This window comes from Plantactinospora sp. B6F1 (genome assembly GCF_040120695.1).
Classification (GTDB): Bacteria; Actinomycetota; Actinomycetes; order Mycobacteriales; family Micromonosporaceae; genus Plantactinospora.
On record NZ_JBEEAC010000008.1, the window covers coordinates 121,380 to 136,299 of the forward strand.

The 14,920-nt window shown below is 71.1% G+C and carries 12 protein-coding genes; 4 read left to right on the forward strand and 8 right to left on the reverse strand.

Annotated features, from left to right (window positions below):
* Positions 1-289: 289 nt before the first annotated feature.
* Entirely contained in the window at positions 290-1,879 is a 1,590-nt protein-coding gene (gene cimA, locus ABNF97_RS13735) for a citramalate synthase (RefSeq protein ID WP_130464397.1), read from the reverse strand.
* 309 nt (positions 1,880-2,188) lie between these two features.
* On the opposite strand from cimA, the gene ABNF97_RS13740 reads away from it, so the two are divergent.
* Together ABNF97_RS13740 and ABNF97_RS13745 are read left to right on the forward strand one after the other, a co-directional pair.
* Positions 2,189-2,680, forward strand: coding sequence for a YlmC/YmxH family sporulation protein (locus ABNF97_RS13740; protein ID WP_130464398.1), 492 nt, complete (start codon positions 2,189-2,191; stop codon positions 2,678-2,680).
* 202 nt (positions 2,681-2,882) lie between these two features.
* On the forward strand, positions 2,883-3,620 hold the full coding sequence (locus ABNF97_RS13745) for a tyrosine-protein phosphatase (RefSeq protein ID WP_349338748.1): 738 nt from the start codon (positions 2,883-2,885) through the stop codon (positions 3,618-3,620).
* Between the two features lie 184 nt (positions 3,621-3,804).
* Here the strand turns inward: ABNF97_RS13745 and ABNF97_RS13750 are convergent, their stop codons facing one another.
* Complete coding sequence (locus ABNF97_RS13750; RefSeq protein ID WP_130464400.1) at positions 3,805-4,902, reverse strand: branched-chain amino acid aminotransferase; 1,098 nt, start codon at positions 4,900-4,902, stop codon at positions 3,805-3,807.
* 188 nt (positions 4,903-5,090) lie between these two features.
* Positions 5,091-6,122, reverse strand: coding sequence for a 3-isopropylmalate dehydrogenase (locus ABNF97_RS13755; RefSeq protein WP_130466228.1), 1,032 nt, complete (start codon positions 6,120-6,122; stop codon positions 5,091-5,093).
* Between the two features lie 252 nt (positions 6,123-6,374).
* On the opposite strand from ABNF97_RS13755, the gene ABNF97_RS13760 reads away from it, so the two are divergent.
* Both ABNF97_RS13760 and ABNF97_RS13765 read left to right on the forward strand, forming a co-directional pair.
* On the forward strand, positions 6,375-7,235 hold the full coding sequence (locus ABNF97_RS13760; protein ID WP_130464401.1) for an FAD:protein FMN transferase: 861 nt from the start codon (positions 6,375-6,377) through the stop codon (positions 7,233-7,235).
* Between the two features lie 408 nt (positions 7,236-7,643).
* Entirely contained in the window at positions 7,644-7,997 is a 354-nt protein-coding gene (locus tag ABNF97_RS13765) for a hypothetical protein (protein ID WP_349338749.1), read from the forward strand.
* A gap of 60 nt (positions 7,998-8,057) precedes the next feature.
* On the opposite strand, the gene serA is transcribed toward ABNF97_RS13765, so the two are convergent.
* The 5 genes from serA to ABNF97_RS13790 all read right to left on the reverse strand — a co-directional run bounded on the left by serA (position 8,058) and on the right by ABNF97_RS13790 (position 14,884).
* Positions 8,058-9,662 carry a phosphoglycerate dehydrogenase gene (gene serA / locus ABNF97_RS13770; RefSeq protein WP_130464403.1) on the reverse strand — a complete coding sequence of 535 codons (1,605 nt, stop codon included), beginning with the start codon at positions 9,660-9,662 and terminating at the stop codon, positions 8,058-8,060.
* Between the two features lie 229 nt (positions 9,663-9,891).
* Positions 9,892-11,136: a mannosyl-3-phosphoglycerate synthase gene (gene mpgS / locus ABNF97_RS13775; protein ID WP_130464404.1), complete on the reverse strand. Its 1,245-nt coding sequence runs from the start codon at positions 11,134-11,136 to the stop codon at positions 9,892-9,894.
* 199 nt (positions 11,137-11,335) lie between these two features.
* On the reverse strand, positions 11,336-12,349 hold the full coding sequence (ilvC, locus tag ABNF97_RS13780) for a ketol-acid reductoisomerase (protein ID WP_349338750.1): 1,014 nt from the start codon (positions 12,347-12,349) through the stop codon (positions 11,336-11,338).
* A gap of 71 nt (positions 12,350-12,420) precedes the next feature.
* Positions 12,421-12,936, reverse strand: coding sequence for an acetolactate synthase small subunit (ilvN, locus tag ABNF97_RS13785; RefSeq protein ID WP_130464406.1), 516 nt, complete (start codon positions 12,934-12,936; stop codon positions 12,421-12,423).
* A 10-nt stretch (positions 12,937-12,946) separates the two neighbouring features.
* On the reverse strand, positions 12,947-14,884 hold the full coding sequence (locus ABNF97_RS13790) for an acetolactate synthase large subunit (protein WP_130464407.1): 1,938 nt from the start codon (positions 14,882-14,884) through the stop codon (positions 12,947-12,949).
* Positions 14,885-14,920: the final 36 nt, after the last annotated feature.

The following is a 14,920-nucleotide window of genomic DNA, read 5'->3' on the forward strand; positions in this document are numbered from 1 at the left end:
TGCCCGTGGCCGCCGATCCGGCGGGGCGCACAACGGGCCGCCACAGCCGGCGTGCGATTTTCAAGAATGCGTACCACTCTCGAGTCTCACATTGAACCTTTTTCAACCTCCCCTTGCGGCCCGACGGACCGCAAGGTCGGACGCGGTGCATGAGCAGCGCGCGGTCCAGGTTGAAAAAGGTTCATTCGTTCCTCGCCTTTTCGGATTGGTGGCCGGGAGGGTCCGGGCAAACGGAACGGCCCCGCTCGCGGTCGTCACCGCGGGCGGGGCCGTCAGTCCGGTCGTCGGTTCAGACCTCGGCCGGAGTACGCGCCACACCATAGGTCAGCGCGTCGACGAGGGCGTGCCAACTCGCCTCCACCACGTTCGGGTGAACGCCCACCGTGGTCCAGTCCCGGCCGCCGCTGTCGGCCGTCTCCACCAGTACCCGGGTGATCGCGCCGGTACCGTGGCTGCCCTCCAGGATCCGCACCTTGTAGTCGGCCAGCTCGAACCCGCGCAGCTCCGGATAGTGTCGCTGCAGCGCCACCCGTAGGGCCTCGTCGAGGGCGTTGATCGGCCCGTTCCCCTCGGCGGTGGCGATCACCCGCTCGCCGCGCACCCGCAGCTTCACCGTCGCCTCGGAGACCACCGCACCGTCCTCGCGGTGCTCGACCAGCACCCGGTACGACTCCAGCGAGAACGGCCGGGCCGCGTCCATCCCGGGCAGCTCGGCCCGGACCAGCAGCTCGAACGAGGCGTCGGCGGCCTCGAACGACCAGCCGCCGGCCTCCATCTCCTTGACCCGCTTGGTGACCCGGGCCGCCGCGTCGGGATGGCCGGCCAGGTCAAGCCCGAGCTCACGGCTTTTCAGCTCGATGCTGGCCCGGCCGGCCATCTCCGTTACCAGGATCCGCATGTCGTTCCCCACCACGGCGGGGTCCACATGGTTGTAGAGCAGCGGATCCACCTTGATCGCACTCGCGTGCAGCCCCGCCTTGTGAGCGAAGGCGGCGGCCCCGACGTAGGCCTGGTGGGTGTCGGGGGCGATGTTGGCGATCTCCGCGATGGCGTGCGAGACGCGCACCATCTGCGCCAGGCACCCGTCCGGTAGGACCGGTAGCCCGAGCTTGAGTTGCAGGTTGCCGACCACGGCGAACAGGTCGGCGTTTCCGGGCCGTTCGCCGTAGCCGTTGGCGGTGCCCTGGAAGTGCCGTACCCCGGCCTCGACGGCGGCGATGGTGTTCGCCACCGCGCAGCCGGTGTCGTTCTGGGTGTGGATGCCGAGCCGGGCCGGGGAGATCCCGAGCCGCTCGGTCAGCGCGCCGATCGCCGCGGTCACCTGGGACGGCAGCATGCCGCCGTTGGTGTCGCACATCACCACCACCTCGGCGCCGGCTTCGAGGGCGGTCTCCACCACCGCGGAGGTGTACGCCGGGTCGTACCGGAAACCGTCGAAGAAGTGCTCGCAGTCGAGGAAGGCCCGCCGCCCCTGCGCGACGAGATGGGCCACGCTGTCCCGGACCATCGCCAGGTTCTCGGCGCCGGTGGTGCGCAGCGCCCGCTCGACGTGCCGGATGTCGGACTTCGCCACCAGGCAGACCGCCGGGGTCTCCGCGTCGAGCAGCGCGCGCAGCTGCGGGTCGGCGTCGACCGCCACCCCGGCCTTGCGGGTGGCGCCGAAGGCGACCAGGACGGCGTGCTTCAGGTCCAGCTCCGTCCGGGCCCGACGGAAGAACTCGGTGTCCTTCGGCATCGCCCCCGGCCAGCCCCCCTCGATGAAGCCGACGCCGAACTCGTCGAGCAGCCGGGCCACGGCCAGCTTGTCGACGACCGAGTAGCTGATGCCCTCGCGCTGCGCGCCGTCGCGCAGCGTCGTGTCGAACACCTGGTACGTCATCTGATCTCCTTCGAGAAGGGCGCAGCCCCTGCTCCGATGCCTTCCTGGCCCGACAAACAAAATGACCCCCCGCGAATGCGGGAGGTCTGCGCGCTCGGCGGGGGAGGATGCCGGCGCGCTAGTTGCCAATAATGAGTGCGGAGCAGGTCACGGACCGTACTCTGCCACGGCAGGCAGGGATGTGGGAGGAAAAATCCACATGGCGGGACGGCATCCTCACGCCGACCGGGTGTATGGATCGACCACCCTGGGTAGGTGTCTCCGGGACAGCGGAAATGTCGAGACAGTCGAGAAGAGGAGTGATAGCCAGTGGACAGGCTCGATCCTCAGACGACCCCGCAGCGGCAGACGCCGGATCCCCTGATCCACGGCGGTGGTGGCGCGCTCGCCGGCGGCGCGGTGCCGGGCGGCGAGCCCGCGGGCGCGTTCGATCCGTGGCGCTACCGCGACGACGCCGGGGTGACCGGCGCCGACCTGGTGGGCTACAAGGTCGAGGCGACCGACGGCGGCATTGGCAAGATCGACAGTGCCAGTCACGAGGTGAACGCCAGCTACCTGGTGGTGGACACCGGCCCGTGGATCTTCGGCAAGAAGGTCATGTTGCCGGCCGGCGTGGTGAACCACGTCGACCACGACGACCAGAAGGTGTACGTCGACCGGAGCAGGGACCAGATCAAGGCCGCTCCGGAGTTCGACGGCGCCGGGTACGACGATCCGGCCTACCGGGACAAGCTCGGTGGCTACTACGGCGGGACGTACGGCTCGCCCGGCTGGGCAGCTCCGCCGGGTCGCGCCATCTGACCCGCGACCCGCGGTCGACTGGCCGGCGAGGGCTCCCGCCCCGCCGGCCAGTGGCGTCGAAGGGGGTCCGACCACCCGGCTCCGCCCGGAGAGCACCGCCCACCGGAAGGCCGGCGCAGCCCGGGCAGAGGGAAAGTCGGCGCAGCCCGGGCACCGGGAGACCCCGAGCGGAAACGTCCGGCCCAGGCACTACGGTGGTCGGGTGGACGGAACTTCGACCCGTACGACGGTCTTCGAAACCCTCTTCAATTTCCGGGACGTCGGCGGCGTCTCCGGGCTCGACGGTCGGCCGGTCCGCCGGCAGCGGCTGTACCGGTCGGACTCGCCGCACCGGATCGACGGCACCGACCGGGAGGCGTTCGAGTCGCTCGGCATCCGCACCGTGGTCGACCTGCGCCGACCGACCGAGGTACGCCAGCAGGGCCGGATACCCGCCTATGACGGGCTGGTCTACCAGCACATCCACCCCGAGCACGCGCTCTGGGAGGCATCGGCGTACTCCGATGAACTCGGGCTGGCGCGCTGGCTGGCCGACCGGTACCACGACCTTGCCACCACCGGCTCGGCCGGCCTGGTGGCGGCGATCGAGGTGATCGCCGACGCCGAGGCCGCCCCGGTGCTGGTGCACTGCGTCGCCGGCAAGGACCGGACCGGCGTGGTCTGCGCGCTGACCCTTTCGCTGCTCGGTGTCGCCGATGCCGACATCGCCGAGGACTACGCGCAGAGCACCGCCGCCTCGGCCCGGTTCGGCGAGTGGCTGGCCAGCACCATGCCGGACGAGGCGCCGCTGCCGGCACCGTTCCTCGCCTCGCCGGCCGAGGCGATGACCCTGTTCCTGGCGGAACTGCGCGGCCGGCACGGCTCGGTGCCGGACTACCTGGTCGGCGCCGGCCTGGCCCCGGCCCGGATCGACGCTCTCCGGGCCCACCTACTGAGCTGACCCGCACCTGCCACCCATGGCCGCACCGCCTTCCGGCGCCGCCGGGCAAGATCGCGCTACATCCCCGAAATAGTGCCTTCGGACGCGCGCCGAAGGCACTATTTCCATGAAAGAACACCTCACCGAAAGAACATGATCTTGCCCACGACGGAGGTGCGGGTGGCGAGTTCCCGCCGCCGCGCGCTCAGGCGATCCGGTGGATCCAGCCGTTCCGGTCCTCGGTCCGGCCCCGCTGGATGTCGACCAGCTGCTGCCGCAGCCTCATGGTGACCTCGCCGGGGCTGCCGTCGGCGATCGAGAACTTCCCGTCGGGGGAACAGACCTGACCGATCGGGGTGATCACCGCGGCGGTGCCGCAGGCGAACACCTCGCGCAGTCGGCCGCTGGCCGCGTCGGCCCGCCACTCGTCGAACGCCACCGGCCGCTCCAGCACCGTTCCACCGGACTCCCGGACCAGGGTGATCAACGAGTCCCGGGTGATGCCGCGCAGGATGGTGCCGCCGAGCGGCGGGGTGACGATGGTCCCGTCGTCGTAGACGAAGAAGATGTTCATGCCGCCGAGTTCGTCGACGTACCGGCGCTGCACGGCGTCGAGGAAGACCACCTGCTCGCAGCCGTGCTCGCTCGCCTCCGCCTGGGCGGCAAGCGAGGCGGCGTAGTTGCCGCCGAACTTCGCCTCGCCGGTCCCGCCGGGCGCGGCCCGGGTGTAGGTCGGCGAGACCCAGACGTTCACCGGCTGCACGCCCCGGGCGAAGTACGAGCCGACCGGCGAGGCGATCACCGCGTAGAGGTATTCGTTGGCCGGGCGCACCCCGAGGAAGACCTCATTGGCGAACATGAACGGCCGCAGGTAGAGGCTGGCCTCCTCGGAGGTCGGCAGCCATTTCCGGTCGACCTGGATCAGGTGCCGCAGCGAGTCCAGGAAGACCGCCTCGGGCAGCTCGGGCATGGCCATCCGGCGGGCCGAGTCGTTGAACCGGGCGGCGTTGGCGTCCGGTCGGAACATCGTCACCGAGCCGTCCACCGCCGAGTACGCCTTCAGCCCTTCGAAAATCTCCTGGGCGTAGTGCAGCACCGCGCTCGCCGGGTCCATCGGAATCGGCGCCCGGGCCTCCACCCGGGCGTCGTACCAGCCCTTGCCGTCGGCGTACCGGATCGTGACCATGTGGTCGGTGAAGACCCGACCGAATCCCGGGTTGGTCATCAGCGCCGCGCGCTCGGCGGCGGCTACCGGCTGAGGATTCGGACGGATCTCGAAGTCGAGCGTGTCACCACCGCTCATCGTGCTGACCTCCATGCAGTGGACCGGTGCCCGGGCACGGGCAGGCCGGAACGTGGGAGTTGTGCCTGAAACTTACCCGAACGGTCGTTCAACCTCGACCCTCCGGGATGACCGGCGGGCCGCACCACGCGCACCTTCGCGCAGATCCGGCGGTCCGCCGGAGCTGTTCGCGGAGCGTATCGGCCGGCTCAGGCGGCCGCGTGGGCGGCGAGCCGGTCTCCGATGTCGGCGGTGCGCCGCGGCGAGCCGGAGCCCCGGGAGGCCAGCTCGGCGGCGACCGCCTCGGTTACTCGGCGGGCCGCCTCGGGGTGGCCCAGGTGGTCGAGGAGCAGCGCGATGGAGAGCACCGCGGCGACCGGGTCGGCGACGCCCTGGCCGGCGATGTCCGGCGCCGAGCCGTGCACCGGCTCGAACATCGACGGGTACGCCCGCTCGGGGTTGATGCTGCCGCTGGCGGCCAGCCCGATCCCGCCGGTGACCGCGGCGGCGATGTCGGTCAGGATGTCCCCGAAGAGGTTGTCGGTGACCACCACGTCGTACCGCTGTGGCTGGGTGACCAGGAACATCGCGGCGGCGTCGACGTGCTGGTATTCGGTCTCGACGTCCGGGTGCTCGGCGGCCACCGCGGCGAAGGCCCGGGCCCAGAGCGAGCCGGCGTGGGTCAGCACGTTGGTCTTGTGCACCAGGGTGACCTTGCGGCGCTCCCGGCGCCCCGCCCGGGCGAACGCGTCCCGGATCACCCGCTCGACGCCGTGCCGGGTGTTCAGGCTCTCCTCGGTGGCGATCTCGGCCGGGGTGTCCCGGTGCAGGGTGCCGCCGGCTCCGGCGTAGAGTCCTTCGGTGCCCTCACGGACGACCACCAGGTCGATCTCGTTCGGCTTGACGCTGGCCAGCGGGCCGGCGGTCCCCGGCCAGAGCCGGGACGGCCGGAGGTTCACGTACTGGTCGAACTCGAAGCGGAGCTTGAGCAGCAGGCCGCGCTCGAGCACCCCGGGCGGCACGGTGGGGTCGCCGACCGCGCCGAGCAGGATCGCGTCGTGCCCGGCCAGCTCGGTGAGGACGGAGTCCGGCAGCACCTCGCCGGTGCGGTGGTAGCGGGCGGCTCCGAGATCGTATTCGGCGGCCTCGACTCCGGGCAGTACGGCGTCAAGCACCTTGCGGGCCTGCGCGACCACCTCCGGCCCGATGCCGTCGCCAGCAACCACCGCGATCCGCGCCACCGCCACGTCCCAGCTCCCTTGCCTCCGTCGTGTCTAGGGAACGTTAAGGGAACGTCCCGGGTTCCGGTACGACGCTCCCGAAATATGGAATGCCAACCGCACAGGAGCTTCTCAGCCAGCACTCATGCTGCCACCATCTTCGCTGCCTAGGGTGAGCGCGAAGAACGGGTTCGCAGGGCTGGAGGACGCCCCGGGGACCGGAGTGGCGAGACGCGGATCCAGGGGGCGAACGTGCGGATCCAGGGGGCGAACATGCGAATCCCGGGAGCCGGCCGTGGCCGGGGACAGCGTAGCCGGTACCTGCCGCCGGCGCCCGCCGTGGGCCGGGGACGGCCGGACCTGCGGCTGGGCGCCGGCTGGCGCAACGTCCGACCCGGCGCGGTGCTCGCCGACCGGGTGGTCGCCCGGCACACCGTGCAGACCTCGATCGCCGACTACACCCTGGTGCTGAACGGGATGGGCGCGGTCGGCTGGCGCGGCGTCGGCGACGCGCTGCGGGACGCCGTCGCCGAACTGCGGGCGATCGACCTCACCTACAGCCCGGCCCGGCCGGCCAGCCTGGTCTCCCGGCTGCGCCGGGGCGAGATCTCCGCGGACGCGTACCCGCCGCTGGCCGACATCGTCGCCCGGTGCGTCGCGATGCGGGCCGCCACCGACGGCTGGTTCGACGCCTGGGCGGTGCCGGGCGGTTTCGACCCGGGCGGCCTGCTGGTCGGCTGGGCGGTGGAGCGGGCCGCCGCCCGACTGCGCGCCGCCGGCATCGAGGACTACGCCGTGATCAGCGGCGCCGACCTGGTGGTACGCGGCCACGCGCCGCACGGCGGCCCGTGGCGGATCGCCGTGCACCACCCGACCCGGGGCGACCGGCAACCGATGATCCTGGAAATGACCTCCGGGGCGATCGGCACCTCCGGGGTCGCCGGCCGGCGCGACCACGTGATCGACCCGCGCACCGGGCAGCCGGCCCGGAAGCTGCTGGCGGCCACGGTCACCGGCCCGGACCTCACGGTCGCCGACGGGTACGCCACCGCCCTGTTCGCCGCCGGCCGCCCGGGCCTGGACTGGTTCCCCACCCGGGACGGCTACCGCGCCCTCTTCGCCACCCCGCGCTGACCGGCACCGACCCGCGCTGACCGGCACCGACCCGCCGGACGGCCGGCACCGGGAGCGGCGCTCCCGAGCCGTCCTGAGCGACTACAGCGACGTGACGGCGGAAACGCGATCGGCCCCCGCGATCTCGGCAACGATCGCGGGGGCCGATCAGCGACGAGTGCGCGTGGCTCGCGCACACGGGGGTGCTGGCTACCCGGCCGGCGCGACGCCTCATCACCCGAAGACGAGTCCACGCCCAGGAACTCGCCGGGTATCCGCGTCAATACGCTAGCGACCCGATGCGAGTCCCCGCAAGGGTGCCCGTTCCGCGTGTCGGCGCCGTATCCGAGCGAAGGTCACCAACTCAGTGGCACCCTGTACCCCCATGAGTTCTGATCTGTCAACACTCTTGGGACACGGGAGCCCCGCGTGAGTTTCGATCTGATCGTATGGGCGCTCGAGCCCGGCGCCGCCGCCGAGGACGTCCGCGCGGCACACGACCGGTGCCGGCAGGGAGTGCACACCCCGGGCCATCCGGAACCGCGGATCTCGGCGTTCTACCGGGCGATCGTCGCCGGCTACCCCGACCGGCCGGGACCGGACTCGCCGTGGGCGGTGACGCCGCTGCACGTCGCCGCCGACCATGTCGAGATGAACCTCGACGAGTCCTGTGCGGACCAGGTGCTGCTCGACATCGAACGGCTGGCCGCACGGCACCACCTGATGCTGCTCGACCCGCAGGACGGCTCGGTCTATCCGCCACCGACCCCGGTGAACGGCTGACCCGGACGGGGCGGCCGTGTGCCGATCCGCCCCGTCCGGGCACCGGGTGTCAGGCCCCGGTCACACCTCCTCGTCGCGCAGGTCGGCGGCGCTCGCCGCGACCGCGCCGATCGAGTCGGCCGCCGAGCTGAGCAGCTCCGCCGCGGCCGCCGAGTCCACCGTCAGGGTCATCAGCGCCTCACCGCCGGCCTCCCGCCGGGCCACCTGCATCGCCGCGATGTTGACGCCCGCCTCGCCGAGGATCGACCCGATGGTGCCGACCACGCCGGGCTTGTCGGCGTAGCGGAAGAAGAGCAGGACGCCGTCGACGCCGAGTTCCAGGTCGAAGCCGTCCACTTCGGTCAGCTTGAGCACGTCGCGGGTGCCCGTGTGCACGGCGGTGCCGGAGACCGACACGGTCCGGCCGTCCGGCAGCGCACCGCGCACGGTGACCAGGTTCGGGTGGTCGATGGTCTCGGCGTGCGTGGTCAGCGCCACCGTGACGCCCCGGTCGGCGGCGAGCAGCGGGGCGTTGACGTAGCTCACCTGCTCCTCCACCACCGAGGTGAACAGGCCCTTGGTGGCGGCCAGCTTCAGCACCGAGACGTCGTTGGCGACGATCTCGCCGCGAACCTCGACGGTGACGCTGGCGGCGACCCCGCCGGCCACCGCGGTGAAGACCTTGCCCAGCTTCTCGGCCAGCGGCAGCAGCGGCCGGACGTCCTCGGCGACGACGCCGCCGGCCTGCACGTTCACCGCGTCGGGCACGAACTCGCCCTGGAGGGCGAGTTTGACGCTGCGGGCCACCGCGAGGCCCGCCTTGTCCTGGGCCTCGGCGGTGGAGGCGCCCAGGTGCGGTGTGGCCACCACGTTGTCGAAGGCGAACAGCGGCGAGGCGGTGCAGGGCTCCTTCGAGTACACGTCGATGCCGGCGCCGCCGACCCGGCCCTCGGCGATCGCGTCGGCCAGCGCCTGCTCGTCGATCAGGCCGCCCCGGGCCGCGTTGACGATCCGGACGCCGGGCTTGACCAGCGTGAGTTCCTTCTCGCCGATCAGACCGACCGTCTCCGGGGTCTTCGGCAGGTGGATCGAGATGAAGTCGCTCTCCCGGAGCAGCTCCTCCAGCCCGACCAGGCGTACGCCGAGTTGCGCCGCCCGGGCCGGCTGCACGTACGGGTCGTACGCGATCAGCCGGGTGCCGAAGGCCGCGATGCGCTGCGCGAAGAGCACCCCGATCCGGCCGAGCCCGACCACCCCGACGGTCTTGCCCTGGATCTCCACACCGGTGTACCTGGACCGCTTCCACTCCCCCGCCTTCAGCGCGGCGCTGGCGCTCGCGGTGTTCCGGGCGACGGCCAGCAGCAGCGCGACCGCCTGCTCGGCGGCGGAGACGATGTTGGATGTCGGGGCGTTGACCACCATCACGCCCCGGGCGGTGGCGGCCGACACCTCGACGTTGTCCAGTCCGACGCCGGCCCGGGCCACCACCTTGAGCCGGGGTGCGGCGGCGATCGCCTCGGCGTCGATCTGGGTGGCGCTGCGTACGATGACCGCGTCGGCCTCGGCGAGCGCGGCCAGCAGAGCGGGGCGGTCGGTGCCGTCCACGTGGCGTACGTCGAAGTCGTGCGCGAGCACGTCGATTGCGGCGGGAGCGAGCTCTTCAGCGATCAGTACGACGGGAGTCATTGGTCCTCGTATATGTCGTCCGGGCGAGGTCTGCGGCCACGTGGGCGCCGCACTGCGTCCCGCGCTTCCGCCATTCGGTCGTCCCTGCGGTGCGGACGCACCTATCTGCCGATCGTAGGCGTCCTGCTGCGCAGGGTGCGGCGCCGAACCGCGTGAGTGCCCTCACAGGGCGTACACCGGCCCGTCGCCGAGTCCGGTCGGGACGGCACGCCGACGGCGCACCGACGGTTCAGGCCGAGGTGTAGACCTCGGGTTCGGGCAGCGCGGGGCGGGGCTGGAACTGGGTGACCAGTGACCGGGCACCGAGCTGGCGGAAGGTCCCGGCCTCGGTCTCCAGTACGCCGCGCAGCAGGTCCAGGTCGAGCGAGCCGACCGGCGGGTAGATCCGCTCCCGGGGTGGCTCCTCACCGGGCGCGAGCGCCTGCTGGGCCACCATGAACTCGAGGATCGCCTGGCGGACCGGGGGCAGCGCGACCGGCGAGTGGTAGAGCACGTTCAGCGCCTGCATCCGCATGCCCTGCACGTGGTCCTCGCCCTTGTTGTCGTGGAAGTGCGGGTTGCGGGTCTCGATCTGGAGTACCGGAACGGAGCTGGCCATCACCTCGGGGTGCGCGGTGTCGAGCAGGCCGCCGAACTGCTCGAACAACTCCACGAACTCGAACGGTTCCACCGCGAAGCCGCCCGCCAGCCGCATTCGCAGCCCGAGGTCGAGGCTGATCGCGTGCTCGCCCGCGTTTCCGGTGGCGATCACCTCGGTGCCGAACCCGGAATACTCGGCCACCAGCCGGTTCAGGAACTCGTTGGTGATCTCGGAACTCCGGCCGCGCCGGCTGAAGAAGAGCCGCCCGTCGCGCAGTTTCGGCTTCGAGTGCCAGGAGATCCGGACCATCGCGTACGGATTGGCCGCCAGGTGCAGGCCGGCGGCGTACACCTTGACGTACTCGTGCACGGCACCCGGGACGTAGTTGTCCGCGTCGATGTAACCAAGGTACTTCCGTCCGGTCAGCGCGGCGACCGCCATGCCAATCAGCATCGCCTCGCCCTTGCCGGGCCGGACCAGCCCGTCGTCGGCGATCAGCTCGGGCATGCCGGCGGCCTTGAAGGCGGCGGCCAGTCCCGGATCCTGCTGGTGCACCATGACCGCCGGCCGCTCGGTCGCCCGGCAGTACTGCTCCAGGGTCTGCGCTTCCATGTCGTAGCGATCGACCGGCGCTCGGGCGCTGTTCGAGACCAGCACGATGAGGCAGTCATGAGGAATCCCCGAGAGCACGCCTTCGATTACTCTGCGTGTCTCATTCATGCAGGGAATGACGATGACCATCTGCCGCTCGATCGCGCGCATCGCCGCCTGCGAGACGATCCCCTCGCCGGTGGTTCCCGTGGCGTCTCCCGAGTCCAGCTGTATGACACGCTGGAGTTCGTGGATACGGACGGCGCCGAAACGCTCGGTGCGGTGCGATTGCTCCAGACGCATGCGGCGACAGTACCCGAGCGGAAGCATTAACCGCGCGTAACCGCCACCCATTTCCTGGCGACAACTGTCGGCTGGCCATTGGGTGTCGAATGGCAATGAGCCGGCAACTCACCGGAGAAGATCGATAACGACATTGCTCTCCAGTCCGGCACGGCCGCTGTCCCGGGCCGGCGGTCCACCGGCCCGGGACAGCACCGGATCAGGCGGTCTCGGTGATCGGCCGGTCGACCCAGCTCATCATGCCGCGCAGCTTCTTGCCGGTCTCCTCGATCGGGTGCGCCGCGCCCTCGGCCCGCCACTTCGTGAAGTTGGGCCGGCCCGCGTCGTCCTCGGCGATCCACTCCCGGGCGAACTCACCCGACTGGATCTCCGAGAGGATCTTCCGCATCTCGTCCTTGACCCGGGCGTCGACCACCCGGGGCCCCCGCGAGTAGTCGCCGTACTCTGCGGTGTCGGAGACGCTGTAGCGCATCCGGGCGATGCCGCCCTCGTACATCAGGTCGACGATCAGCTTCAGCTCGTGCAGGCACTCGAAGTACGCCACCTCGGGCGCGTACCCGGCCTCGGTGAGCACCTCGAAACCGGTCTGCACCAGTGCGGAGGCGCCGCCGCAGAGCACCGCCTGCTCACCGAAGAGGTCGGTCTCGGTCTCCTCCTTGAAGGTGGTGCGGATCGCACCGGCCCGGGTGCCGCCGATCGCCTTGGTGTAGGCCAGCGCGAGCGGGAAGGCGGTGCCGGTGGCGTCCTGCTCCACCGCGACCAGGCAGGGCACGCCCTTGCCGTCGACGTACTGCCGGCGGACCAGGTGACCCGGGCCCTTCGGGGCGACCATCGCCACGTCGACGTCGGCCGGCGGGGTGATGAAGCCGTACCGGATGTTGAGGCCGTGGCCGAAGAAGAGCGCCTTGCCCGCGCTCAGGTGCGGCGCGATGGCCTCGGCGTAGAGCGACCGCTGCGCGGTGTCCGGCGCCAAAACCATGATCACGTCGGCCTCGGCCGACGCCTCGGCCGGGGTGAGCACCCGTAGGCCCTGCTCCTGCGCCTTGGCCCGGCTCTTCGAACCCTCCGGCAGACCGATCACCACGTCGACGCCGGAGTCGCGCAGCGACAGCGCGTGGGCGTGGCCCTGGCTGCCGTACCCGAGCACCGCGACCTTCTTGCTCTGGATGAGCCCCAGGTCGGCGTCGTCGTCGTAGAACACCTCAGCGGTCATGACTTTCCTCTCCTGCGGCGCGACCCGGGCGGGTCCGCCGTTGCCAATCGTTATCGCGGGGTCCGCCGTGCTCAGGCGGCCCGCAGCGCCGAACCGGTGGTGATCGCCCGGGAGCCCCGCCCGATCGCCACCAGACCCGACTGCACCATTTCCTTGATTCCGAACGGTTCGAGATCGCGCAGCAGCGCGTCCAGCTTGTCAGCGGTGCCGGTCGCCTCGATCGTGAGGGTGTCCGGCGCGACGTCCACCACCCGGGCCCGGAACAGGTTCACCGTCTCCAGCACCTGGGCCCGCTGCGAGCGGTCGGCCCGGACCTTGACCAGCACCAGCTGTCGGGCCACCGAGACGGCCGGGTCAAGCTCAACGATCTTGAGTACGTTGACCAGCTTGTTGAGCTGCTTGGTGACCTGCTCCAGCGGCGAGGTCTCGGCATTGACCACGATGGTGATCCGGGAGACGTCCGGGTTCTCCGTCTCACCGACCGCCAGCGAATCGATGTTGAAGCCCCGGCGGGAGAAGAGCCCACTCACCCGGGCCAGGACACCGGGCTTGTTCTCCACCAGCACGGAGAGCGTGTGCTTGGTCATCTTTCGGGCCTCACAGCTCGTCGTCGTCGAATGCGGGGCGGACCCCACGGGCGAACATGATCTCGTCGTTGCTGGTGCCGGCGGCCACCATCGGCCACACCATCGCGTCCTTGCCGACCACGAAGTCGACCACCACCGGTGCGTCGTTGATCTCCATCGCGGCCTTGATGGTCTTGTCCACGTCGGCCCTGCTCTCGCAGCGCAGCCCGACGCAGCCCAGCGCCTCGGCCAGCTTGACGAAGTCCGGGATGCGGTGCTTGTGGGTGCCCAGCTCGGTGTTGGAGTAGCGCTCGCCGTAGAAGAGCGTCTGCCACTGCCGGACCATCCCCAGGTTGCCGTTGTTGATCACGGCGATCTTGACCGGGATCCCCTCCAGGGCGCAGGTCGCCAGCTCCTGGTTGGTCATCTGGAAGCAACCGTCGCCGTCGATGCCCCAGACGGTGGTGTCCGGCCTGCCGACCTTGGCGCCCATCGCCGCCGGCACCGCGTAGCCCATCGTGCCCAGGCCGCCGGAGTTGAGCCAGGTGTGCGGCTTCTCGTACGAGACGAACTGGGCCGCCCACATCTGGTGCTGGCCGACCCCGGCCACGTAGATCGCCTCCGGGCCGGCGATCGCACCCAGCCGCTCGATCACGTACTGCGGGGCGAGGGTGCCGTCGGTCGGCTCGTCGTAGCCGAGCGGGTAGCGGTCGCGCAGGTCGTCCAGCTGTGCCCACCACTCGGTCCGGTCGACCTGCGCGGTCTGGCCGGCGGTGGCGGCCCGGACCGCCTCGATCAGCTCGTCGATGACGTACCTGGCGTCGCCGACGATCGGCACGTCGGCGGCGCGGTTCTTGCCGATCTCCGCCGGGTCGATGTCGGCGTGCACGATCGCCGCCCCCGGGGCGAACGAGTCCAGCTTGCCGGTCACCCGGTCGTCGAACCGGGCCCCCAGCGCCACGATCAGGTCCGACTTCTGCAGGCCGTAGACCGCGGCGACCGTACCGTGCATGCCCGGCATGCCCAGGTGCTGCGGGTGGGAGTCGGGGAAGGCGCCCCGGGCCATCAGCGTGGTCACCACCGGGATGCCGGTCAGCTCGGCCAGCTTGCGCAGCCCCTCGGTGGCGCCGGCCTTGAGCACCCCACCGCCGACGTAGAGCACCGGGCGGCGGACCGTGGTCATCAGCCGGGCCGCCTCCCGGATCTGCTTGCCGTGCGGGTGCAGGGTGGGCCGGTAACCCGGCAGGTCCAGGGCGGGCGGCCAGGAGAAGGTGGTCTGCGCCTGGAGGACGTCCTTGGGGATGTCGACCAGCACCGGACCGGGCCGACCGGAGGCGGCCAGGTGGAACGCCTCGGCCAGGATCCTCGGGATCTCCTCGGCGGTCTGGATCAGGTAGTTGTGCTTGGTGATCGGCAGGGTGATGCCCTGGATGTCCGCCTCCTGGAAGGCGTCCGTGCCGATCGCCGGCCGGGCCACCTGACCGGTGATCGCCACCATCGGCACCGAGTCCATGTACGCGTCCGCGATCGGCGTGACCAGGTTCGTCGCGCCCGGCCCGGAGGTGGCGATGCAGACCCCGACCCGGCCGGTGGCCTGCGCGTACCCGGTGGCGGCATGCCCGGCGCCCTGCTCGTGCCGGACCAGGATGTGCCGCACCGACGAGTCGTAGAGCGGGTCGTACGCCGGCAGGATCGCCCCGCCCGGGATGCCGAACGCGACCTCGACGCCGAGCGCCTCCAGCGACTTCACCAGCGAGCCGGCCCCGGAGACCTGGACCGGCGCCACCACCTGCCCGCCGCCGGCCCCGCGCACCGGCTCGGCGAGCGGGCCGGCCTGGTCGCCGACGGGCGGGCCGCCCGGGCGGAGTCGGCGGGGGAACTGGTCGGCGGGGTCGTTGCCCCCCTCGGCAGCGACGGAGCGGTGCCGCCGCGCGCTGTTGGCCAGGGTCTCAGGTGTGGGTCTTGTCATGGCTATTCAGGCCTTCGGCTCGGAGCAGTGATCTTT

Excerpts from the sequence above, each read along its gene's own strand:
- mpgS (WP_130464404.1), bottom strand. The coding sequence starts at position 11,136 with ATGCGTCTGGAGCAATCGCACCGCACCGAGCGTTTCGGCGCCGTCCGT.
- ilvN (WP_130464406.1), bottom strand. The coding sequence starts at position 12,936 with ATGACCAAGCACACGCTCTCCGTGCTGGTGGAGAACAAGCCCGGTGTC.
- ABNF97_RS13790 (WP_130464407.1), bottom strand. The coding sequence starts at position 14,884 with ATGACAAGACCCACACCTGAGACCCTGGCCAACAGCGCGCGGCGGCAC.
- cimA (WP_130464397.1), bottom strand. The coding sequence starts at position 1,879 with ATGACGTACCAGGTGTTCGACACGACGCTGCGCGACGGCGCGCAGCGC.
- ABNF97_RS13750 (WP_130464400.1), bottom strand. The coding sequence starts at position 4,902 with ATGAGCGGTGGTGACACGCTCGACTTCGAGATCCGTCCGAATCCTCAG.
- ABNF97_RS13760 (WP_130464401.1), top strand. The coding sequence starts at position 6,375 with ATGCGAATCCCGGGAGCCGGCCGTGGCCGGGGACAGCGTAGCCGGTAC.
- serA (WP_130464403.1), bottom strand. The coding sequence starts at position 9,662 with ATGACTCCCGTCGTACTGATCGCTGAAGAGCTCGCTCCCGCCGCAATC.
- ilvC (WP_349338750.1), bottom strand. The coding sequence starts at position 12,349 with ATGACCGCTGAGGTGTTCTACGACGACGACGCCGACCTGGGGCTCATC.